This is a genomic window from Halorhabdus sp. CBA1104, from assembly GCF_009690625.1.
In the GTDB taxonomy this organism is placed as follows: Archaea; Halobacteriota; Halobacteria; order Halobacteriales; family Haloarculaceae; genus Halorhabdus.
In genome coordinates this window covers 2343014-2367660 of the sequence record NZ_CP033878.1, presented here as the reverse complement: position 1 = coordinate 2367660, position 24647 = coordinate 2343014, and the positions used below count along the sequence as shown (strand labels likewise).

Sequence of the window (24647 nt, the reverse complement as noted above, 5' to 3'; positions counted from 1 at the left end):
AGCTTTGAAAATGGTAAATGTTTTTCAATCAATTTGGTGTTCGGTAATTTGGAGGGCGTTAGATTGTAGACGAAAGCAAGCGGGCCTGGATATTGGATTAAATTATCAATCAGCCGATAGAGTTTGTTCTAAAGTATCGGCAGTTTCACGCCGAGTGAACTGTCCACTATTGAGTGACCAGTACTGTGCAGAGAGGTCATTTGACGCTGTTATACGGACGCACTCAGGATGGCAAGTAAGGAAGAACACCTGATTCGATTCCGTTAGCTGGTCGATGACTTCGAATACGCGGCTCATATGATTAGGATCAAAGTTCGTAGCAGCGTCATCGAGTACGACTGGGAGCGAGACATCCGTCTGTCGGATTCGGGCTAACCGAACAGCCAGGAAGAGTTGTTCTCCAGTCGCGCGACTCAACTCACCAACGCCGTGGGCAGGCTTGTCTTCCCGGAGCGCACGGAATTCAAGGTCCTGAATATCGCCGTTCAGTTCGATTCCATCGTACTCTTGCGTGATCTCGCTGAAGATGCTACTCGCATCATCGACGAGCGAGTGAACCACATCTGCCATCAATCGCTCGTGCAGCTGCTTGACAATCTCTTCAGCAATCCGGTTGACAGCGTAGGTTTCGCCGAGGCGTTCGAACTCAACCCGGCCTTCATCGATCTTCGCTTGTGCCTCTTGCAGATCATCTTCCGAGGCAAGTTCTTCCTGCCGCTGTTCGAGTTCGATGCAGGCTTCTCGCAATTCCTCACGCTGAGTCTCCATTTCGTCGATCTGGCTGTTTTGTTCCCGAATATCGTCGGCAATTGCATCCGTGTCAGCGTACTCGGCAGCAGCCTCTTGGACGACGTCGATCCACGGTTCGTCGCCATCTCGGAGCGGTTCGAAGACTTCCCGAGCAGAGGGCGTATCTAAACGTGTCGTGACTTGTGTCTGGAGTTGCTCATATTCCTCGAATGCGTCTTCGAGATGTCCGACCCGTTCGGCTTCGTCTTTGAATGCTTGGATATGCTGGAGAATCTGGTCATCGTTAGTAGCGGCCCCAGCTGACTTCTCCTCGTCCCATTTGCTAAGTACAGAATCGATATCCGCAATACAGTCATCGCGTTCGGTTTCAGCTCGTCGAACCTCCTGTGCCAACTCGAGATCGGCCGCGACTCCTTCGAGCGTAAAGAGAAGGGCGTTGGTATCCGTCAGCGGATCTTCAGCTGTCCATGAAACCTCCGTTACGTCGGCAAGTAGTGATGCGACCTCTTCGAGTTCTGTCGCGAACTCTGTATTTTCTTCTTCCCATTCCGTCCGGTCGTCCCGAAACTCACCAATCTGCTCGTCGAGTTCGACAACTTGCTCGTAAAACTCAGGGACGTCGTCTGTCGGGAGTTCCTCGGGAAGACCTAATTCCGTTATGAGATCGGTCAGCTCTGCTTCTTTTTCGGCGATTTCTTCCTCGAGTTCAGCGCGCCGCTGCGAGTCGGCTTCGATGTCTCCCTTGAGTGTCGTTACTTGACTTTTGACTTCTCGGTAAGGATCGGCGTCGACAGTCGTCTCGACGGAAACCGTCGAGTCGATTGCATACAGTCCAGCACCGAGAATTCCGAGTCCAACAAGCCCACCAACGAGGGGAGTGGCGACAAACCCGACACCTGTACCGGCCACGATAGCGATCCCCGCAATAAGCGCCGGCTTACGCTTTGAAACTGTGATTTCTTTCGTTTCCTCGTGTTCTTCCTCCATCTCGGCCAATTCCGATTCGAGTTCCCTCTTTCGCGTCCGGTCTGAATCGATAGATTCCTCCAAGCTATCGTGTTCAGCCTGAAGGTCTTCTATCGTAGACACAATATCGTCGACTTGAGCCGTGTCGACGGCACTTGTTTCTATCTCGTCGAGATGCGTGAACGACTCGTCCCACTCCGAATACAAGGAGGAAATCTCCCGCTCAAGATCTCTCTTTCTGGTTTCGAGTTGATCCCGGCGCTCGGTAAGTTGCTCAGCAGTTTTTGCCCATAGCTTTTGATTCTCTGCGAGTGACTCAATCTCCTCCTCATGCTTGAGAAGCCACTCGTAATACTCATCGGTCGTCTTGATCGACGCCTCCTGGGTGAATTCTTGTTGTGCCTCGGTAAGCCCCGTCGTCGCCGCGTTAAATTGTTCTTCGAAGTGCTCAAGCTGATCCGTTAGATGCGTCGGGAACTTCTCTACGAAATCCTGGTCGGCGTCTTCAAGCCGTGCGTTCAAAGTCTCAATCTGTTGCAGGGGGTCGAACAGCTCTTGGAGAATATTCAGCCGGTCCCGTGTTCGTTGCCGGTGCTCTATCTTATTCTTGAGGTCAGCTAGTTCCGACCGCTTGTTGGTGAGCTCTTGTGTGACAGATCGGTATTCGTCGACCTGCTGACTTGCCTCTTTACGTGCCTCAATACCGTCCTTGACGGTCTGATACGGGTCATGGAGCTGCGACGTCTTGGTGTTCGGATTCCCCTTCGAAAGCCCGATCTTGTGCGCTTGGTCGCTAAATTCTTCTTCAATTTCAGGGATATCCGCGATATCACCGTATGCTCCGCCAAGTAAGATTCGTGCGAGGTCCTCGGAATCATCAATCCCCGGTGGAAGTCGTCGTAGTTCATCGAGACTAATCGTGTAGAGATTCCGGTACTGCCGCTCGGTGATTGGCCCGAAGATATCTTTAGCCTCAATCTCGGGCCCATCACCGATGGGCGACACGGATGGACTCGCGTGCCCGTTCAGCACGTAACGATAGCGATTCCCATTGTGCGTGAGTTCAGCGTCGATACGATATTCGTCGGTCGCCGGCGGGATGCCGTCGCTCCGGTCAACCCCGTCGGGGAACTGCCGCAACGCCTGCATGAATGTCGTTTTCCCGGCTCGCTGCGGACCGCCGATAACGATAAGGTTGTCATCGAGTGTTTCAAGCCGGGCATTTCTGAAGCAGCCGAAATCGTCGATTCGGAAGTCGTTCAGATGCATTTACGTTGCCCTCCGCAGTGCCAGTTCTTCGAGGACGCGCTCCTGTGCGCGTTCGATGAGTTCGTCAAGCCGGTCATCGGTAAGCGGGAGTTCGTCCGGGCGACCATCCTCGTGGTCATCAACAGATTCCCAGGCCATACCAACTTGATCGCGGAAGTGCTCGCGCGCCTCCTCCCCATTGAGCTCGTCGACGAGAGCCAGATACTCGTCGATCACCCGATCATCGCCGCGGAGCTCGTCGATAGATGGGATCGGCGGTCCTGTCGAGTTCCGGACTGCCTCTGTCCAGACGAATGGCTTCCGTGAGGTGAGGCCGTCTCGAAGCCGGCGAGTGAGTTCGTGAAGCGCGTCCTCATCATTCGACAACGTCTCGTGAACTGGTCCGTTTCCGGTCAGTTCCCATCGGCAGACATAGCCGTCGATCCCCCAGTCAGGATCGCGAAGTGTTACGCTCGTCCCGTCGAAGAGGTCTGTAGGTACGGAGAAATCCTCAAGCGTCTGCTCGATACGGCGCTCAATGTCGGGAATCGAAGCGATATCTTCGTCTCCGACATCGACCTCGACCGTCTGCCAGACAACCGGACTCGTTGGGACGAACTCAATTTCGTAGTCGCCGTCGGCATCTAGTTCGACGAGATAGCCACCCCCAAGTCCGGGTTCCGTGATTTGCCGGCCCTGCGGGACACCTGAATAAGCAACCGGCTGTTCGTTCTCGTGGATGCGCGGATCGTGAATATGGCCGAGTGCCCAGTAATGGATCTCGTCTTTGCTTTCGAGGTCACTACGGGCAACCGGGACGTACTGCCGTCCATCGGGGTTCAATCCCGTGTGAAGCACGCCGATGTTTGGAACTCGTTCGTCAGCTGGTGTGAATCGGCGGTACATCGAACGACTTTCGTGACGGTCGCGATAGGATTGCCCCCAGATCCTGGCCGCTGGTGATTCTTCATCGGGATAGTGGAACTCCTGAGGGCCTTCATGGTCGAACTCGTAGACATTCTCCGGTAGGTCGACGTAGTCGGTCGCGCTTCCGACAGGGTCGTGATTACCGTAGGAAACGTATGCGGGAATACCCTGATCAGCGAGTCGGTCGAACTGCTCTTTCAGGAAGGTGTTCGCCTTGACGCTCCGTGAGTCTTCGTCGTAGAGATCACCCGCGATAACCACGAAATCGACGTCTTCCTCAATCGCCGTATCGAAGAGTCGTTCGACAGCCGTATAGATAGCCGAACTGAGCGTGTCCACCGTTTCGGTGGCCTGTCGATGCTGTGTTTTGAGCTGACTTCCGAGGTGGAGGTCCGCAGTATGGAGGAACCGGACACTCATTCGTATCCAAACCAGATAGTGACAGCACTATGAATGATTTGGTGTCTAGTTGCACACCAAATACCGCTATTGATGAGGACCGGGTTCCGCTTTGTGGAACTACAAAAGAATAATACTCTCCCGAGATTGTGGTCTTGTCAATGCCTCGTTCCTTCCTTACATCCGAAACTCCACGCTCATGGACATCGGAACGTGTGAGTACCGACTGTGACCTTTATCTTGGAGAAGGATCCAACGGCCTCGAAATCGTCGTCACGGAACGTGACGATCGGCCCCAGAAGAGCTGGCTTCAGCGACTCTACACCGACCGTCGGAACCAGCGCATCAACCCGATCCTGGTCGTCGTGCTTCGAGATGGCGGCCAAACAGTCGACATCATCGGCCCTGCGGGCGAGGATCCTGACGTCAAGCGTGATCTCGAGCCCTCGCAGGTCGAGAGGATCTGTGAATCTGCACTCGATCGACCTGACCACCACGCTGCACAGCGCTTCCTCAGCGCCGTCTTAGCCCAGATCGATGAAGAACTAGTCGGTCTTCGCAATCAGGGGCTTCTCTCGACACACGAGTTGAAAAGCGGCGTTCCTGACCGGGATGATTGGGAGGACGCAGTCGGTCAAGCTGAAGGGTTGCTGGACGAGGAAGGACGCGACTTGGTTGAGGGGCTGGGTTACGAGGTCGATCGTCTTCAGGACCACAGCTACATCCTCAAGGACACAACTGAGGGTCGGCAACAAGCGGTTGCGGTCTTCCTGAACGAGGACGAGTCATTCGACCACGCTCAGGACCGATTCACTGGTCAGACCCCCGTATCCTACGCACTCAGTGAAGCGGACAAGGAGAATCTTGACTACGTCATCGCCAGTTCAGAGAGCCGTCTGCGACTGTATACGACGAACCCCGATGCAGGGTTCGGTTCTCGTGGTCGAACAGACACCTTTGTTGAGGTTAACACTGACCTTCTCACTGACGACAACGCCGGGTACCTATCACTGCTGTTCTCGTCGGGCGCTCTCCAAGACGAGGGGTCGCTCCACGAGATCATGGCCGACTCGAAGGATTACGCTGCCGAGTTGGGTCGACGTCTTCGTGAGCGAATCTACGACGACGTCATTCCCGACCTTGCAGAAGCCATCGCTGACGCCCGCGATCTCGAGGATCCCACGAAGGACGAGCTGGACGAGACCTACCGGATGGCGCTGATCAAGCTCTACCGGCTTCTATTCATCGCGTACGCTGAAGACGAAGGCTTCCTCCCGCGACACAATCCTCGGTACGAGCGCCGTTCACTGAAGGCGAAAGCCCACGAACTTCACGACCTTCGAGAAGAGGGGGTTGAGTTCGATGACCAGGCGACCCACTGGGACGACGTGATGGAACTCTCCCGAGCGATTCACGACGGGCATTCCGAGTGGAGTCTGCCCGAGTACAACGGGCGGCTGCTCTCCTCTGACGAGGACATCTCGGAAGCGGGGGCTAAGCTGGCAGAAATCGAACTGACTGACGAGCAATTCGGCCCAGTCTTGGCGAATCTGCTCATCGACGAGTCCGAGGCCGACGACATCGAGGGTCCGGTTGACTTCCGGAACATCGGCGTCCGGGAGTTCGGCGTTATCTACGAGGGACTGCTCGAGTCTGAACTCTCGGTCGCTGAGCAGGACCTGACCGTCGACGACGAAGGACACTACACGCCGGTCGACCCGACAGGCCAGCAAGAGTTAGGTGAGAACGATTCAGACGTCGTCGTCGAGGAGGGCGAAGTATACCTCCACGGCCAGTCCGGTGAGCGGAAAGCCACAGGGACGTACTACACGAAGACTCGGTTTGTCGAACATCTTCTTGACCACTCACTCGAACCTGCGCTGGACGACCACCTCGAACGGCTTGACCGCCTGCGTGAAGAGGAAGGCCGTACAGCGGCGGCGAACGCGTTCTTCGATTTCCGTGTCTCCGACATTGCGATGGGATCGGGACACTTCCTCGTCGGCGCTGTCGACCGCATCGAGAACCGCCTAATGAAGTACCTCACTCGGGACGATGTCCACCTCCCACAGGTCGAAGAAGAGCTCGACCGCCTGCGCGAGGCCGCCGAGGACGCCTTCGAGAGCAGCGAAGAGATGCCCGAAGTCGAGCGCAGCCAACTCCTTCGGCGGCAAGTCGCCCGCCGGTGTATCTACGGTGTCGACGTGAACGACCTCTCGACAGAACTGGCGCGCCTCTCGCTGTGGGTGCACACGTTCGTTCCGGGGCTCCCGCTGGCGTTCCTCGACTACAACCTCACCACGGGTGACTCGCTGGCAGGCATCGGCACGTTGGACGAGGTGAGCGACATCCTTGACGTCGATCAGACGAACCTCGGGATGTTCATGGGCGGCTCCAGCGTGATGAACGACATCGAGGACGCCATCGACGATCTGGGGAGCTTCGCGGACGCTGACGCCCAGCAGGTCGCCGAGGCCCGGGAAACGCGCGAAAGGATTCAGGACCAGCTTGAGGAGACCCGAGCAGCATTCGACATTCTGGCAGCCTCACGAATTGACGATGAAATCGATCCCGAAGTGGTCAACGACGACGGGGTGGATCTGCTGGAGTCGGAAGAGTACGAGATTGCACAGGATGTATTGGCAGCGACTAACCCGCTACACTTCCCGACGGCGTTTCCCGAAGTATTTAACGGTGAGAACCCCGGGTTCGACGCCCTCCTCGGGAATCCACCGTGGGATGAATCTACCTTGGAAGACAAGGAGTTCTGGGCCAGGTATATCCCCGGTTTTCAGGGCAAGTCCGAACAGAAACAGGAAGAGGCAAAACAAAGACTGTTGGAACGACGGCCAGGACTGGAAGCAGAACTCAAGCGGGAGAAGAATGAGAAAAGACAGAGAAGTACCATTCTGAAGAACGGTCCGTATGACGGTAATAGTTCGGGCGGTTCTGCCCCAGAGATGTACATCGCTTTCTCGTGGAGATTCAAGCATCTTGCTGGGGATCGAGGGCATGTTGGTATTATCGTCCCTCGAGGAGCGTTTTCCGGGGACAACACTTCTGACTTCAGGGAGGAGCTTTTCGACACCACCACGATAGACGACCTGACCTTCCTAGTCAATACCAACGAGTGGGTTTTCGAGGGGATTCATGGTCAGATGACTATTTCCCTGGCATCTTATCACAACTCTGAGGAGCCGGGTGAGAAACTGCCCCTTCGGGGACCATATTACAACGAAGAAGAGTACGAGGAAGGAATGCAGGGGGACCCCCACTACTTCAGTATAGAGGACATTCGAAGCTGGACCACTTCTTCAGTTGTCCCACTCCCGCCGAGCGACGAGGCAAGTGAAGCGTTTGAACAGCTAGTTTCACACCCCAAGTTTAGCTACGACGGCGGTGACTGGAAGCCAGTTCCTGTTACCCCCCTTAAGCTCGCTCCATACGAGGACGAGGAATTGGACGACGGTACTACGCTTCTTCACCGTTCAGACCATCCGCCGGAAGAGGATTTCCTACCAGTATTGGGTGGAAAGGCGTTTGATTTCTGGTCAGTTGATGTGTCTAAGGCAACTGTCTGGACTGACCCTGATATGATATTTGACTATCTTCAGGAGAAACGGGAAAACTCGTACCGTATTGGCAGTCGCTCTCCCTTCTCAGAGATGCCCGAGGACTGGGTTCACGACAAATCGACACTCCCTTGCTACAGTGCTCGTGTCGTTTTCCGCGATTCTACTAACAAAACCAATACAAGAACTGTGTTGCCGGCGCTTGCCCCACCTAATGTGATTTTGCTTGATACGGCCCCATATCTGATTTGGCCACGAGGCGATGAGAAAGATCAGGCGTTCCTGATGGGGATTATGGGGTCTATCCCCTTCGACTGGTGCGCGAGACGGTTTGTTGAAAACCACGTGAGCTTCTACCTTCTCAACGGGTTACCGGTCCCGCGGCCAGAACGTGACAGCCGTTTGTGGTCTCGGATGGTGGAACTGTCCGGAACCCTTGCGTCAACCGATGAGCGGTTTCAGGAGTGGGCTGACGCAGTCGGGGTCTCCTGTACTGCTCACAGCAAAGATGAGCGTGAGGAGATGATGCAAGAGATCGACGCGCTCTCAGCGCATCTCTACGGCCTCAGCCGTGAGAACCTCCAGGTCGTCTTTGAGACGTTCCACGAAAACTGGGATCACGAGCCCCGGATGAACGCAGTGCTGGAGCACTACGACGAGTGGGCCGATCGAGTGGAGAGTGAAGAATGACCAGGCCAGAGTTTATCGACAATCGGGAGGGGAACACCCTTGCCGTGGCCATCAACGAGTACATCGACGACCTGCGGGAGAAGATGGGGCCCGAGCCCAATCTGGACATCGCGACGGGCTATTTCAACCCCCGCGGCTACTTCGCGGTCGCCGACGCTCTCGACCAAGTCGGCGAGGTTCGCCTCCTACTCGGCGCGCAGCCAGATCAGAAGGACACTGAGCGCTGGCGCCAGCCGGGCGAGCCGCGTGGTGAGGACTACAACCAGAAGCGCCTCGAGGAGTCACTCAAGACGCTGGATCAGAATCTCGACCAAGACCGAGATCTGTTGGGGTTTTCTCGGCGAATCGACAGTCGCCTCCAGCAACTCGTCGACTTCCTCAGAAGTGACGACGTCAAAGTCAGGCGCTACGAGGAGCAATTCCTCCACGGGAAGGCGTATCTCTTTTCTCACGACCAGGGCACTCTGGTCGGTTCCTCCAACTTCACGGGTGCAGGCCTGACGTCGAACATGGAGTTGAACGTCGGCCAGTACAGCCCCTCTGTGACGGGGCAAGTCAACGAGTGGTTCGAGGACATCTGGGCCGACGCCGAACCCTATGACCTGGCGTCGATCTACGAGGAGAGGTTCGACCCCTACGACCCGTACCTCATCTACCTACGCGTTCTCTACGAACGCTACGGCGACGAACTTGAGGAGGAAGCCGAGGACGACGGCGCGGTCAACCTCACCAACTTCCAGCAGGACGGGGTCCGCCGCGCCGAACGATTCCTCGACGAACATAACGGCGTAATCGTCGCCGACGAGGTCGGCCTCGGGAAGACCTACATCGCCGGGAAGCTCCTCGAGAAGACGGTCAACGAGAACCGCCAACGCGCGCTGGTGGTGGCGCCAGCCTACCTCCGGGACGGTATGTGGGAGTCGAAGGCCCCAGAGTGGGGCGTCCAGTTCGAGACCCTCTCGTACTCTGAGTTGCGGAACGAACGCCAGCTTGGCGGTGACCGGTCGTACTTGGATCTGGACAAGGAGGAGTACCAGCTCGTCATCATCGACGAGGCGCACGCGTTCCGCAACCCTGGGACACAGCAGGCCGACGCACTTCGACAGCTCCTGCGTGATGACCCGCCAAAAGACGTCGTGATGCTCACGGCGACGCCAGTGAACAACTCGCTGTGGGACCTCTACTACCTCCTGTACTACTTCATCAAGAACGACGGAGCGTTCGCCTCGGAAGGGATTCGATCGCTACGCGATCGGTTCAAGCATGCGCAGTCCGAGGACCCATCCGACCTGAGTCCCGACCTCCTGTTCGACGTCCTCGACGAGACAACTGTTCGACGGACTCGGCGGTTCATCCGGGAACACTACGAGAACGCGACCCTTCCAGACGGCGAGGGTGGCGAAGTCAGAATCACGTTCCCCGAGTCCAAGCCGCGCCGTATCGACTACGACTTCAGCGACACGTTCGGGGATACGTTCTTCGACGACGTCGCAGAAGGGTTGGCAGCTGGAGATCGCGACGAGTCAGACCTCACACTCGCTCGGTACCGACCGTCGTACTACCTCGAAGGGGAAGAAGACGCCTCGGAACTGTCGCTTGTCGGTCTGCTCAGGACTGGCCTACTGAAGCGCTTCGAGTCCTCGAGCAAAGCGTTCGCAAACACGTTAGAGCGGATGATCAACCAGAACCGCGCTGCACTGGATCTGCTCGACAACGGGATGTTCCCCAAGCCGGACGCTATAGATGAGTGGGTCGAAGCCGATAGCGACGAGGCACTTGACGACGCCTTCAATCAAGCCGACGACAATACCGTATACAACCTTGGTGCGACGGAAGCGGAAGTCGAAGAATTCCGTCAGGATCTCGAAACTGACTTGGAGATCCTACAGGGCTGGTACGAGCGCGTCAGCGTCGTTACGCAGGACGACGACGAAAAACTCGATACCCTGGGCGAGACGCTCGTCGACATCGCCGAGGACGCCGAAGAGGATGCCGAGACAGACCCTGAACTCGAGAAGGAAGAAGCATTCCGAGAGAACCGGAAGGTCGTCATTTTCTCCTACTACGCCGACACAGTCGAGTGGATCCTGGACTACTTGGAAGAGCGCGTCCAGAACGACGAGACGCTCTCCTGCTACGAGGGCCGGATCGCTGGTGTCACTGGCGACGGCTCAGTACGTGGAATCACGAGAGAAGACGCAGTCCACGGCTTCGCTCCTGATTCAGCAGATGCGCCTGCGGGCGTCGAGGACCAGTACGACATTCTCGTCACGACCGACGTGCTCGGCCAGGGTGTCAACCTCCAGCAAGCCCGGAACGTCATCAACTACGACCTGCCGTGGAACCCAATGCGTGTCGTTCAGCGAAACGGTCGAATCGACCGCATCAACTCGCCACATCCCGAGATATTCCCGATGACGTTCTTCCCCGAAGACCGCCTCGACGACCTGCTCGAACTCGAACTTCGAGTTCGTCAAAAGGTGACCCAGGCGGCCCGGTCTGTTGGCTTAGACAGCCAAGTCATCCCGGACATGGACACGATGCAGCAGAACTTCTCTGACCGGGTCGAGGACATCGAATCGATTCGCGATGAAGACGAAGAGGTCTACGAGAAGGGCGGTGGCCAAGCAGCGGCGTACTCAGGTGAGGAGTACCGCCAGGAACTTCGGGAGGGTCTGGAAGACAGAGAGGAACAAATCACCTCGCTCCCGTGGGCAGCAGGGTCTGGATTCCGCGGTGAGAACCCTGGCTACTTCTTCTGTGCTCGGGTGGGGAAGAAGCATTCATGCGATTCGTCCCCAACGACGATGAGAGCGAGATAATCGACGACACGCTCACTTGCCTCCAGCGGATCGACTGTGACCGCGATACCGACCGCGAACTCCCGACCGATTTCAAAGAGGGGGTTTACGGTGCGTGGGAGGACGCGAAAGAGGACATCTGGCACCAGTGGCAGGAACAGACGGACCCACGGGCTGTCCAACCAGACGTCCCGAAGGCATTCCGCGAAGCGATTGAGCACGTGCGGGATTACTGGCCGTCAGACCTGACGCAGAACCGGCAGGAGGAGCTAATTGACGCGCTGGGTGCACCGTGGCCACAGCAGTACGAGCGTGAGATGCGAGAGATCGTTCGCGATGAGAACTTGGATGGGGAAGAGAAAGCCCGCCGAATCGCTGAGAAGGCGGATGATCTTGGCCTACAACCGTACGACGCACCCGAGCCGCTTCCGCCAATCCGGGAAGAAGAGGTCAAACTAATCTGCTGGATGGCTGTCGCTCCTGAACAAACAGATAAAGACAACAATAGTCCGTCTCTGTTTTCTCAAACAACGATACAATAAGCGCCATTAAAGGTAGTAGTTTACCGAGTGATACGGTTCAATTACGAATAGAACAGTTAGACCACGATTATTCCGCCTTGTCAGTTCGAGTGCTATTCGTTAAGCGAATGGTCTGATTCGGAAGAACAGACACCTTGGTAGGATATGCACATGCTTGTAGAAAGTACAGGCGTCATTATGTTTTTGTGATTGGTATGTGTTTCTCATATTCGTGCCTATTCGCAGAGCGAAAACTGCAGAATCACTTTACGCGGAAGTCCAAGATTACGACCTGGTTGTCACTCCTGACGCCCCGTTTGCGAGTGCGATCAACCGCCGTCTCGACCGCCCTCACTTCGGAACGTTTGCGACTACCCCGCGTCGTCTCGCAGCTGGCCGACGCGAACAAGCAGAAGACCGCGTCGCCTTTCTCGAGGTTATCGAGCAGACTGACCACGATTGGAAAGCAGTCGCATACGCTATCGGGAATGTCCTCCAGTGCTGGGAACATCAGGGTCGCCTTGACGCCATTCTCGACTACGACGCCTACGTCGACGAGACGACCCGAGAAGTCGTCGAGATAATGCAAAATCTCCGGACAACCTCGAAACGGCTCACCGAACATACAATCGACGACGATCAGTCAGTTGCTGTCGTTGGTTATGAGCAGCTGACCAACTTGGAGCGTAGCATCCTGCCGGAAGCGTTCGATCGTGTCGATCTGTTCACTGACGAGGTGTTCGACTATCCGGAGTTCCACGTCTTCGAGTCGGCGACTGATATCGTCAGTGCGCTTCTCGATACGATTTCGGCACACAACGCTGAACATGTCGCGGTCGTCCTCGATAGTGGGAGTCAGTACTCGTCGCTCGTCGAGTCCGCGCTCGAAGCGGCAGACATCCCATTTTATGGTGGCCCAGGATTCATCGATGATCCGCACCACCGAGCGTTCGTTCGACTCCTCCGTGTCGGATTCCGCGGTTCCGAAACAACCGTTGGTGACGTCCAACCGCTGCTCACGCAGATGGATTTCGATATTTCAGTCAAATATCACCAAAAGCGTCTAGAGACAGTCGACAGCCCGGATATTGAGTGGTTGCAGGAATTCTGCTCCTCCATCGGAGAACAAACGTTTGCGGATGCTCTGGATACATATACGAGTAAAACCGGCATCGAGCTAACGCTCTTCGAGGAGGAATTGCAAACCCTCAGTCTCAGTGATGAACTTCTGACCACCGAGGGCGTTGACCGGTTAGCCTACTACCTCCAGACCTACGAGGTCCCTGTCGACAGGGACAACGAGGGTGTTCTCCTCGCTGATGCGAAGTCCTCTGCCTACGTTGATCGTCCCGTCGTTTTCCATCTCGGAATGGGACAGGACTGGACGCATTCGGCTCCACAGCGACCGTGGGTCGATACTGAGACGCAGTTCGAACGCTACATCGGTAACTTCCAGCGCCTGCTTCAGAGCGGCGACCAGCAGTACTATCTCGTTCAGGACACGGCTGGTGGGGAGCCGATCACGCCTTGTCTTTACTTCGGAGATCTTCTTGATGACGACTTCGAACGGTTCAGTGATCTCGAGTCAGTTGAACACCGACGACGACCGCAATCGAACGGCGTCGGCTTCGATCGCCATCCGCTTGACATTGAGTCCGAGACAATCGAGACAGTCAGCCAGTCCAGTCTCAACAGCTACGTAAACAGTCCTCGGGACTACCTTTTCGGAAAGCTTCTCGATTCCCCCGAACAGGAACGGTTCGTCGAAGGGACCCTCTTCCACGACTTCGCGGAGTTCTATGTGAACCATCCTGATGTTATCGCAGATGTCGATATAACAGAACTCGTCGACGCTATGCTCGGGGAGGCGGAGGCCTTCTTTTCGAGTGCAGACGAGGCGCTTCGTCGCCGGAAGTACCGCATCGGGCTAGAGTTGATTATGGACTATCTGGACGACTATGGACCGGAGTCAGATGACTTTCTCACAGCGACGTCGGGGTGGGGAGACAATTTCTTCGTGGAGTATTTCGACAGGCCAGTCGACTCGCCGCTTACTGAACGTTGGTTCGAAGACCATTCGCTCGGCGTTAATGGGAAGATTGACCTCGTGAAAGCGCCGGATCACCTTCTCGATTACAAAAGCGGAAGCAAGAAGCGCACCTCTCAAATCGTCAAGCGTGCGGCAATCGACCCGCCGGCGGATACACCGAACTTTCAGGCGGCTTTGTATCTCACCTACTACCGGACAATTCAGCCGGAAGAGCCGTTGGAGTTCACGTTCTTCCACTTCCTTGAATCGATGGATGACGTAATCGCAGGCGACGCTAATCTCGATGACGCACTGACGACCGTCTCGTACTATCCGTTCACGTTCGATGAGTACGTCAGCTCACGGGATACCTACGAGGTGCTCCTGGACGGATACAACGACTGCCAAGAGACGTTTGGTGATCTCGGTTATCCGGCCTACAGCGACATTATGGATCAACTGACGTTCCCCGAAACGACCGACCGGGACGAACTTCGTGCCTCCGAGTTCGCCGAGGAGTTCACAACCGCTGTCGACGTCGGGACATCCGAGGACGTCGACGCCGAAAAAGGCGCAGACCAAGCAATACGGGAGCTCAACGGCGTCCGCCGGCGAACCTTCTTCCGTGAGGATCTGGATGCGTTCGAATCGTTCGTCGATGAGCGTCTTGAAGAACTCAACGATAGGCGAGCGGGCAAGGAGCGCTTCCCGGTCGACGGGCTTGCGGGCGAGCCGAACTACCGGCGGATAGATAATCGGGATCTCCTGCTGGAGGGCGAGAGCGATGACTGAGCCGTCACCGAACGATAGACAAAAGGATCTCATCGAGGGTACAGAGGGGTTGTACCTAGTCGATGCCGGTCCTGGAACGGGCAAGACGTTCGCCATTACCCGTCGATACGGGACGATCGTTGACCAGCCCGATGTCGAACCCGAAGACATCCTACTGATGACCTTCACGCGGAGCGCCGCAGCAGAGATGAAAGAACGGATCGTCGACCACAGTTCGTATGGGCTGCGAGAACTGGCCGACGCCCCGATCCAGACGTTCCATTCCCATTGCCACGATATCCTTAGAGAACACGGCTACGCTGCTCCGACACATCTCGGTCTGGACGAACGGATAACCGGCTCGACGCAGATTATCGACGATGAGCTGATCGAAGCTGAACGATTCCGGGAGTTCTTCAGCGGATTCCGCGACGATTATCCGGAATACACGGAGTTCTACCGGGTACTCTCAGAGCAGGACGAGCTACTCGAACTGATCAAGGAACTCGCGTCGAAAGGTATCTTCCCGACTGTCGACGGGTGGTATCGAGACGGCGAGTCGCATCTCGACGGGGACTTCGAGGCGTTCAAGGAGCGGTTCGACGCAGTCAACCAGCCCCGGAACGACGGTCGGAAGCAGTCAGAGCTACGCGACGACTTGAGCCGCTTCGGACGGAACAAGACCTATCTTTCGGACGCGCCATCGAAGTCCGAATTACGGGGCGGCCGCGGTACGAAACAGCTAGACGATGATGTGGCGAGTGACGTCTTCTACGAAGAGCGTGAGGATCTCAAAGCGTTCGTTCACGACGTCTACATCGAGTATCTCCAATTCGCATTGGGTCGCAACTCTCTCAACTTCGGATTCCTCCAGTTGTTCGCGTTCGTGCTGCTCTGTGAGGATCAGCGCGTCCGACAGACGGCACAGTTCGAGTACGTCATGGTTGACGAGTTCCAGGACACCAGCGAGATACAGTTCAAACTCGCGCTGCTGCTGTCCGGGACGGACAACTTCTGTGCAGTCGGGGACTGGAAACAGAGTATCTACTCCTTCCAGTACGCGGACGTTCAGAACATTCTCGACTTCGAGGACCGGCTGGAACGATTCACGGCAGACCTCAACAGCGATGCCGACCGGATTGATTTCGACACGGGTGATCTAACTCGGATCGAACTCCAGGAGAATTATCGGTCGACGGAGTCGATCATCGACCTCTCCGAGCAGGCCATCGTAACGCCGGCCTCAAGCGGTGAGGATGTCGATACCACTCTCGACGATGTCGTCGAACTGTCCTCGAACGCTGCTTTCGACAACACGGTCATCGAGGGCATCCAGCATGGGGACGAACACGAGGCCGTACTCTCGACGGTTCAGGATATCGTCGGCAATGACGACTACGCCGTTGAGGACGAGGACGGCAATCCGCGCCCACCGGAATACCGTGATATCGCCGTGTTCACTCGGACACGGGATTACGGTCGGGAACTGCTTGACGTCGCTGACGAGTACGATTTCCCGATGGCCTACGATGGCGGAATCGAACTTTTCCGGACCGATCCGGCCAAACTGTTGCTCGCGTGGCTCCGAATTCTCGAGTCGGATGCCGACCGCGGCTGGGGGGTCGTTCTCGAACGGATTGGGTATACGTTCGACGAGATCGAGCATATGCTGGAGACAGAGGCGTATCCGCCGGATCCGGTTGCGTTCCGTGATGAGCTTCGTGGATTGGAGTCAGTCGGCGCAGTTGCACGTCGAGTCCTTGATCGCTACGGATTCACGGGCGATACGGGAGATGTCCTTCTCCACACGACCCAGTCAGTCTACGATTCGACGACGGTCACTCGCGGTGAGTTGATCCAGTTCATCGAGCGTGGCATCGAGAACGGGAGTACGGTTGACGTCCGCGCAAACGCGGGCGATAACGCGGTGACCGTCCAGACGATTCACACGGCCAAGGGGCTCGAATATCCGATCGTCATTCTGGCGAACATGAACGAGGGAAGTTTCCCGCCACGCGCTGGTGGTTCAAGCGTCATCCAGTATCAAGACCCGGTTGGCCTCCGACAGCGAAAACTCTACTCAGAGGAACGTGTCTATCCTCACATCTACGACAACTGGCGGCATGACGTCCTTCGACGGTGTCTGCCTCAAGAGTATGACGAGGAACGCCGGTTACTCTATGTCGCGGTTACGCGCGCGGAGAATCACGTCGTATTCGCGGCTGGAGAGGAGCCAAACACGTTCATCGAAGAGCTGCCAGTCGCTGTCGAAGAAATCGATGTGACTGTCGAAGGACTTGATCGCGACGGGAGCGCTGATGCGGAGCTACCGTTCGCAGTAACCACGCCGGATGGACCGATCGGTCATACGCCGCATTCGCTAATGGACGAGACAGTCTTCGAAGAGATCGGTGAGCGGATGGAATCCAGTCCCGAGACTGAACCAGAGACTCGAGGAGTGGACTTCGGGTCACGAGTCCACGATTTCGCCGAGGCATACGCACTGGAGGATGACGTCACGCCGTCGAATCCCCACGAGCAACGGGTCGTTGAGTTCGTCGACGACCTGCCGGGCGAGTTGCACGTTGAAGAACCGGTTACGCTCCCGATTGAGGTCGAAGACCAGCGGATAACTATCTCTGGAATCGTCGATCTTGTTCACGTCACCGCTGATCGGGTTGACATCATCGACTACAAGACGGACAGTACGCGACACGCACAGCCGGAGTATCGAAAGCAACTCAGTGTATACTATCACGTCCTCTCTGAGTGGTTCGCCGAGAAAGACGTCACGACGAGTCTGTTCTATACAACTGATGGAATACGGGAACAGATTGAACCGCTCTCACTTGAGGAGTTGCAGTCGATTGTTCGCGAAGGCGGTATGCAATCCATGTCTGGCAACTAAGCCAGTGGCTCTGTTGGAACACCTGTAGAGTGGAATCAGGGAACTAAGAAAGGTTCTCTATTTTCTTCTTGTCCGCATCGGTGAGTAGCTGAACATCGTACTCGTCTTCGAGTTCAGAGATACTCTCTAAAAGTTGGAGCGCAGCCTCCTCATTTCCTTCTTTCAGGTGGTATTTCGCCTGTTTCCGCTCGACTTTGGCGACCCCTTTCTTGCCATCGTACCAGGACACAATTTCGTAGTAGTACTGTTTCGCCTGGTTGAGGTGAGACCACCATGCGTCAGTATCACCCTCATCCTTGCGAATGTTCTTCGACAGCCGCCAATGAGTGTCTGCTAATCGATTCGCAATCGATTTCTTTCTGTTTTGATCGTCGGACAGTTCGTACACCTCCTCAAGAAGATCAATAGCCTCCTCTAAATCAGCCCGTTCGCTACTATCCAATAACTGGTCAATACGGTCCTGTTTCTGAAGGTCTCTGCTCTTCCAGACTGTATTTCCATCAAGGTCGATGGCTCGGTACCGCTCATCACCGTCTAGGAGATACAGAACTATCTCGCCGTCAATTGTCCCGAATTCCTGAGTCGGAGCATTAAGATTTGGCGTCTCAAATTTAGTGACGAGGTCTCCGGACTCGATATTAAAAATGTATGCCGACCTGTCGGGATTGTGTGTTGCTGTAGCAGCGTATCGTCCGTTTTCGGTAATCGAACACTCCCAAATGTTCGCATCAAACTCGTATTCAATTACAGGAGTGCCAGCAGGAGCGACGACATTAAATGTTCCACTGAGGTCTTGGTCATCGGGATCTCCAATATCAGTAACAGCAACGTGACCATCGTTTGCAATCCTAACGTCTTGTGCCCGAGTCACAGCAAAGGCGTGTTGAACCTCTTCATTCTCATTTATCAAGACAACTGGAGTACCTAGATTTGCTGCAGTTCGACCATACAGGCATCTCCAGTTGCCATTTGGCGAGGATACTGACGAGAACGTAATTCGTTCACCCTGAAATTGTCCATGGACAAAATCTGCGTCTAATGGGTCGTCTATCACAACATCCGGTTCTGATCCGGGGTTATTTTTTGAATCTGAACCTGAGTCGTCCCCCCACCGAATAACCGGTTGAACAATCCCATAGCCATAGTTAGTAGAGGAATGGCTTAACTACTGGCTGGCACGGCTACCTACCGTGTTGTCTGAGCCAAAGTCATTCTAAGATAATCCCACATATTGCTATTTGATAGATTTGAACAGAGAATATGATGGGCCGTGAGCGCGAGTGCTAAGCCATACACTCTATCAATTTAATTCTCTACATGTAGATGAGAGGGGGAATCTACCCCAATATTCTGATAGTTTGTAGAATGACGAAGAGGATACTAACGGATAGTCGTCTTTGGCTTTAGGGTATAGTGTGAGAGCCAAGGGCCGGATTTGAACCGGCGATGGGCGGCTCTGCAGGCCGCTGCGTTAGGCCGGACTCTGCCACCTTGGCACAATAGACACTCGCCAGTCCGTCGATTTATGTTTTACGAGTGGTGGCCGCCGAGAACGGAGTCACGATCCAACGACTGAAATGGAGATTACCCCAATACGCCGCCTAGTCAAATACCCAATAATTGTATACTATCTACGCATATTTATCAAGATGTAAAAACGTTCTTGCGTGCCCTCCTGATACTTGTACGCAGATGTCGACACTTAACCAACCTGCCTCCCAGAAAGACAGCACATGGCATCTGCTCACGATCGGCGCCGTCTTAGTCGTGGCCAGTCTAGGATTGTCCAGCTGGCTGCTGAGTAACGGCGACATCCCAGGTGGCCTCGGCACACTATTGCTAACGATTGCTGGTAGCCTCTTCATCGCGATCGGTAACGCGGAGTCGCCGCCACAAGGTGCATAACTACCTGTAGAGCCTGTCTCCGGTCTTTAGAGTATTTTTGTCGGCTTTTCAAGAGTGTTGCCACTCACGGTAAATGAAGCGCACTACATAACGATAAAAACCCACCCGAGAGAAGGATGTCTCTCTCGGATGGGTTGAATATGGTATAAGTGGAGGCGGCGAACCGGATTTCCCAGAGACTCTCGTACTCCAGTACTCGCCGGAACGCAGGCGGGCTTAACTTCCGTGTTCGGAATGGGTACGGGTGTAGACCCCGCCGCTATGGCCGCCTTAACGCCGATCCGCGGAATCGAACCGCGCTTGGCCAGCGATCGGTTGATGCGATACTGTTGTACGTGCGATCCAGTTTGCGCCTGGACGCGATGCGTCGCGTTCACATGCGGTATGAATGGTGGCTTCGGTCAGTTAGTTCTCGCGGGCTAAACACCTCGTCACCTCGGTGCGTACACCCCGAGTCTATCGAACTCGTCTTCTACGAGTGACCTCAGCGGTACCTCTTTTCCAGGTGGGTTTCCGGCTTAGATGCGTTCAGCCGTTACCCCGTGTGGCGTGGCTGCCCGGCAATGCTCTCTCGAACAACCGGTACACCAGTGGCCACCATCCGTAGTTCCTCTCGTACTATACGGACGTTCCCGTCAGGTACCAAACACCCCCAATAGATAGCAGCCGACCTGTCTCACGACGGTCTAAACCCAGCTCACGACCTCCTTTAATAGGCGAACAACCTCACCCTTGCCCGCTTCTGCACGGGCAGGATGGAGGGAACCGACATCGAGGTAGCAAGCCACTCGGTCGATATGTGCTCTTGCGAGTGACGACTCTGTTATCCCTAGGGTAGCTTTTCTGTCATTCATTGCCCGCATCAAGCGGGCAAATGAGTTCGCTAGACCACGCTTTCACGTCAGCGTTCCTCGTTGGGAAGAACACTGTCAAGCCATCTTTTGCTCTTGCGCTCTTCTCCGGATCTCTGACCCGGATGAGATGGCCTTAGGGCGCGCTCGATATTCTTTCGAGCGCGTACCGCCCCAGTCAAACTGCCCGGCTATCGGTGTCCTCCTCCCGGAGTGAGAGTCACAGTCACTAACGGGTAGTATTTCAATGCTGACTCGGTGGCGTGCTGGCGCACGTACCTGTGTAACGTCTCCTACCTATGCTGCACATTAGCGACCATGTCTCAGCGACAGCCTGCAGTAAAGCTCCATAGGGTCTTCGCTTCCCCTTGGGGGTCTCCAGACTCCGCACTGGAATGTACTGTTCACCGGGCTCAACGTTGGGACAGCGAGGCTCTGGTTAATCCATTCATGCAAGCCGCTACTGAAGCGGCAAGGTACTACGCTACCTTAAGAGGGTCATAGTTACCCCCGCCGTTGACGGGTCCTTCGTCCTATTGTACTAGGTGTTCAGATACCCGCACTGGGCAGGATTCAGTGACCGTACGAGTCCTTGCGGATTTGCGGTCACCTATGTTGTTACTAGACAGTCCGAGCCTCCAAGTCACTGCGACCTGCTCATTTCCTGAGCAGGTACCCCTTATCGCGAACTTACGGGGCTAAATTGCCGAATTCCCTAACGTCGATTGATCCCGACAGGCCTTGGCTTTCTCCGCCAGAGCACCTGTGTCGGTGCTGGGTACGAGCACCGTACTGTCTTTTCAAGGGCCCCAGGTTGAACCAAATTACTCTATCTCGCCGTTCGCCCGCTTCGTGCCATTACGGCTTCCACGAGCTTTGACGATTCGACCGGGCGAATGCCCGGCATGGTCTACCCCGAGGCGTCGACATTGAATGTACGGTGGCACTGGAATATTAACCAGTTTCCCTTTTGATCCGCTCGAGTTGCGACGGATCTTAGGATCGGCTAACCCTCGGCTGACGAACAGTGCCGAGGAACCCTTGCTCTTCAGGCCGTCAGGATTCTAACCCGACTTTCGCTGCTACTAAGACCAGGATTTTCGTTTCTACGCGGTCCACACGAGTTCTCACCCGTGCTTCCACCCGCGCAGAACGCCAACCTACACAACCACCCTCTAACAGGTGTGGCCAGGTATCGGTGGTGGACTTGAGCCCCGATCATTTTGGGCGCCTCAAACCTCGGCCGGTAAGCTGTTACGCTTTTCTTGGAGGGTAGCTGCTTCTAAGCTCACCTCCCGGCTGTCTAGGGCTTGAGACCACCTTCGATCGCACTTAGTCCACACTTGGGGACCTTAACCCAGCTCTGGGTTGTCTCCCTCACGGTACACAGGCTTACCCCGCATACCGGACTCCTCGCATCAATGGCGTCCGTAGGTTCGGAGTTTGACAGCCGCGCCGACTCCTCTCGGAGGCGGACACGGCAATCGGTCGCTCTACCCCACGGACTACCTCAGCGAAGGTCATGCTTCGACATGTTTCGGTTGGAACCAGCTGTTGCCGGACTCGATGGGCCTTTCACCCCTACACATAGATCACGAGAGGGTATTGTAGGACACCAACTCTAACAGGCTTCCACGTAGCTTTCGCCACGCTTCACCTTGTCCATGCGTAGATCGTCCGGATTCGGGTCGTGCCCGTATGACTCCCCGCCCTTGAAGACGGCGACCCTCGTGCAAAGCACTGCGGCCATGTCGGTTTCCCTATGCCTTCCCCGATAATCGGGTTAGACTCGCCATACAAGCACACTCCCTGGTTCGTTTTTCAAAACGTACGACTGAACAGCGGCTTCCCTCGAGTCCTACTGTATCCTCGCGGATAGGTCGTTCGTCGAGGGACCTTTCGTGCCCAGTCGCTCCATCGTCAACTGATTTTAGGCCCTATTTCGCCTCCCTTCTGAGGGTACTTTTCAGCGTTCGCTCACGCTACTTGTTCACTATCGGTCTCGGGACGTATTTAGTCTTGACAGTAGATGCCTGCCAAATTCACGAGGGATTTCCAACCCCCGCTACTCGGGAACTGGCGCACGTCGTACTTGACCTCGTTACGGGGCTGTCACCCTGTATCGCGCTCTGTTCCAAGAGACTTCAAGAGGACGTTCCGACGATGAGTGCCAGTCCACACACCACATTGGCCGTAAGGCCTTCGGTTTGGACTGTGTCGCGTTCACTCGCGGTTACTGACGACATCACATTCGTTTTCTCTTCCTGCCGATACTGAGATGTTTCAGTTCTCGGCGTTCCCCATTGCGCAAAGCAATTGCGGTGAGGAGTTCCCATTCGGGAATCTCAGGTTCTACACCTCCGTGCGGCTCCCCTGAGCTTATCGCAGCTTGGCACGCCCTTCGTCGGCGCCCGAGCCGAGCCATCCACCAGCTGACATAGCAGCCAACTTCACTTCAAGCGCCGAGTGTGAACTCGACGCAACGCGTCCAGTGGACGCCTGGATCGCACGTACACACGGTATCATATACACGCCCGTCGGTGGCGGTGCGTGCATCAACCCTTCCCATCCCCGCGTTGACGCGGGATGGTGCATCGGTCGTCCGTACCCAATCGAAGCGCCGTCCCACACTTAAGGGACACGGATTCGATCGGACACGAGCTATGGACCCACTGGGATTTGAACCCAGGGCATCCTCCTTGCAAAGGAGGCACTCTACCGCTGAGCTATGGGCCCTTCCGCCGTACAATGTTAGCCTTGGTAGTTCATAGGTGCCCGACTGGCTGTCGGCGAACGTGCAGGTGGGTCGGGGCAACGCCCCGATCCCGGTCAGTAGGAGGTGATCCAGCCGCAGATTCCCCTACGGCTACCTTGTTACGACTTAATCCCCCTTGCGGAGCCCAGATTTGACCGTCGCATGACGGCCTCATCCGGACCCCACTCGGGTGATTTGACGGGCGGTGTGTGCAAGGAGCAGGGACGGATTCACCGCGCGCTTCTGACACGCGATTACTACCGAATCCAGCTTCATGAGGGCGAGTTTCAGCCCTCAATCCGAACTACGACCGAGTTTAGGGGATTAGCGCGTCCTCTCGGACTGGCATCCCACTGTCTCGGCCATTGTAGCCCGCGTGTCGCCCGGCACATTCGGGGCATACTGACCTACCGTTGCCCGTTCCTTCCTCCGCTTTGGCAGCGGCAGTCCTCCTAGTGTACCCAGCCATCGCAAGATGCTGCTGGCAACTAGGAGTGCGGGTCTCGCTCGTTGCCTGACTTAACAGGACGCCTCACGGTACGAGCTGACGGCGGCCATGCACCTCCTCTCAGCAGCGTCGGGTAAAGTCATCAACTTGACCGTCATTACTGCTGTCGGTGCCGGTGAGATGTCCGGCGTTGAGTCCAATTAAACCGCAGGCTCCTCCGGTTGTAGTGCTCCCCCGCCAATTCCTTTAAGTTTCATCCTTGCAGACGTACTTCCCAGGCGGCTCGCTTCGCGGCTTCCCTACGGCACAGCGCAGGCTCGTAGCCTGCGGCACACCTAGCGAGCATCGTTTACAGCTAGGACTACCCGGGTATCTAATCCGGTTCGAGACCCTAGCTTTCGTCCCTGACCGTCGGGTCCATCTTCTCGAGGCGCTTTCGCCACCGGTGGTCCGTCCAGGATTACGGGATTTCACTCCTACCCCGGACGTACCCCTCGAGTCTTCTGGCCCCAAGCCAAACAGTTTCCGCCGGACGCCGACGCGTTGAGCGCGTCGATTTCCCAACAGACTTGTCTGGCCGGCTACGGACGCTTTAGGCCCAATAACAGCGGCCATCACTCGGGCTGCCGGTATTACCGCGGCGGCTGGCACCGGTCTTGCCCAGCCCTTATTCTTGTACCACCTTAGGGTACAGAAAAGCGAGGACTATATGCCCTCGCACTCGGAGTCCCCCTATCGCACTGTCGTGCAGTGTAAAGGTTTCGCGCCTGCTGCGCCCCGTAGGGCCCGGTATCTTGTCTCAGATACCGTCTCCGGGCTCTCACTCTCATGACCCGTACCGATTATTGGCACGGTGGGCCGTTACCCCACCGTCTACCTAATCGGCCGCAGCCACATCCTGTGGCGCCAGGACGTTTCCGACTCGCCGCACTCCAGCGTGCGAGTCGTATCGGGTATTAGCCTCAGTTTCCCGAGGTTATTCCCGTCCACAGGGTAGTTTGGCCACGTGTTACTGAGCTATCCGCCACGGGTCTAAACCCGTGCGACTAGCATGGCTAAATCGGACTCCGATAGCAATGGCCTCCGGCAGGATCAACCGGAATGTC

At 55.9% G+C, this 24647-nt stretch carries 8 protein-coding genes, 2 tRNA genes and 3 rRNA genes; 5 read left to right on the top strand and 8 right to left on the bottom strand.

All coding sequences use genetic code 11. From position 1 onward, the window contains the following. Window positions 1-105: 105 nt before the first annotated feature. Both Hrd1104_RS11800 and Hrd1104_RS11795 read right to left on the bottom strand, forming a co-directional pair. Entirely contained in the window at window positions 106-2985 is a 2880-nt protein-coding gene (locus tag Hrd1104_RS11800) for an AAA family ATPase (protein WP_154552942.1), read from the bottom strand. Then, entirely contained in the window at window positions 2986-4311 is a 1326-nt protein-coding gene (locus Hrd1104_RS11795; RefSeq protein WP_154552941.1) for a DNA repair exonuclease, read from the bottom strand. Window positions 4312-4505: 194 nt separating this feature from the next. Between Hrd1104_RS11795 and Hrd1104_RS11790 the strand changes: the two genes are divergently transcribed. The 5 genes from Hrd1104_RS11790 to Hrd1104_RS11775 all read left to right on the top strand — a co-directional run bounded on the left by Hrd1104_RS11790 (window position 4506) and on the right by Hrd1104_RS11775 (window position 17582). Next, window positions 4506-8552, top strand: coding sequence for an Eco57I restriction-modification methylase domain-containing protein (locus tag Hrd1104_RS11790; RefSeq protein WP_229770483.1), 4047 nt, complete (start codon window positions 4506-4508; stop codon window positions 8550-8552). Next, a complete protein-coding gene (locus Hrd1104_RS11785; protein ID WP_229770482.1) occupies window positions 8549-11374 on the top strand; it encodes a helicase-related protein in 2826 nt (941 codons plus the stop codon). The genes Hrd1104_RS11790 and Hrd1104_RS11785 overlap by 4 nt, the downstream gene beginning before the upstream one ends. After that, a complete protein-coding gene (locus tag Hrd1104_RS13390; RefSeq protein WP_229770481.1) occupies window positions 11338-11895 on the top strand; it encodes a hypothetical protein in 558 nt (185 codons plus the stop codon). The genes Hrd1104_RS11785 and Hrd1104_RS13390 overlap by 37 nt, the downstream gene beginning before the upstream one ends. Window positions 11896-12106: 211 nt before the next feature. Further along, window positions 12107-14695, top strand: coding sequence for a PD-(D/E)XK nuclease family protein (locus Hrd1104_RS11780; protein ID WP_154552939.1), 2589 nt, complete (start codon window positions 12107-12109; stop codon window positions 14693-14695). Continuing rightward, window positions 14688-17582, top strand: a complete 2895-nt coding sequence (locus Hrd1104_RS11775; RefSeq protein ID WP_154552938.1) for an exodeoxyribonuclease V subunit beta — start codon at window positions 14688-14690, stop codon at window positions 17580-17582. Before Hrd1104_RS11780 ends, Hrd1104_RS11775 begins: the two co-directional genes overlap by 8 nt. A gap of 43 nt (window positions 17583-17625) precedes the next feature. Here Hrd1104_RS11775 and Hrd1104_RS11770 read toward each other — a convergent pair whose 3' ends face one another. The 6 genes from Hrd1104_RS11770 to Hrd1104_RS11745 all read right to left on the bottom strand — a co-directional run bounded on the left by Hrd1104_RS11770 (window position 17626) and on the right by Hrd1104_RS11745 (window position 24644). Continuing rightward, window positions 17626-18636 (bottom strand): hypothetical protein, encoded by a 1011-nt coding sequence (locus tag Hrd1104_RS11770; RefSeq protein ID WP_154552937.1) that lies wholly within the window; start codon window positions 18634-18636, stop codon window positions 17626-17628. A 366-nt stretch (window positions 18637-19002) separates the two neighbouring features. Next, window positions 19003-19078: transfer RNA gene (locus Hrd1104_RS11765), tRNA-Cys, on the bottom strand. A gap of 559 nt (window positions 19079-19637) precedes the next feature. Next, a 5S ribosomal RNA gene (rrf, locus tag Hrd1104_RS11760) occupies window positions 19638-19760 on the bottom strand. A 112-nt stretch (window positions 19761-19872) separates the two neighbouring features. Further along, window positions 19873-22792 (bottom strand): 23S ribosomal RNA (locus tag Hrd1104_RS11755). A 210-nt stretch (window positions 22793-23002) separates the two neighbouring features. After that, window positions 23003-23074: transfer RNA gene (locus Hrd1104_RS11750), tRNA-Ala, on the bottom strand. A gap of 98 nt (window positions 23075-23172) precedes the next feature. Further along, a 16S ribosomal RNA gene (locus Hrd1104_RS11745) occupies window positions 23173-24644 on the bottom strand. Together the 16S, 23S and 5S rRNA genes with 1 tRNA gene alongside form the textbook arrangement of a ribosomal RNA operon. Window positions 24645-24647: the final 3 nt, after the last annotated feature.

What these genes read in the sequence shown, in the direction of transcription:
- Hrd1104_RS11800 (WP_154552942.1), bottom strand. Translation starts at nt 2,985, where the DNA reads ATGCATCTGAACGACTTCCGAATCGACGATTTCGGCTGCTTCAGAAAT.
- Hrd1104_RS11795 (WP_154552941.1), bottom strand. Translation starts at nt 4,311, where the DNA reads ATGAGTGTCCGGTTCCTCCATACTGCGGACCTCCACCTCGGAAGTCAG.
- Hrd1104_RS11785 (WP_229770482.1), top strand. Translation starts at nt 8,549, where the DNA reads ATGACCAGGCCAGAGTTTATCGACAATCGGGAGGGGAACACCCTTGCC.
- Hrd1104_RS13390 (WP_229770481.1), top strand. Translation starts at nt 11,338, where the DNA reads ATGCGATTCGTCCCCAACGACGATGAGAGCGAGATAATCGACGACACG.
- Hrd1104_RS11775 (WP_154552938.1), top strand. Translation starts at nt 14,688, where the DNA reads ATGACTGAGCCGTCACCGAACGATAGACAAAAGGATCTCATCGAGGGT.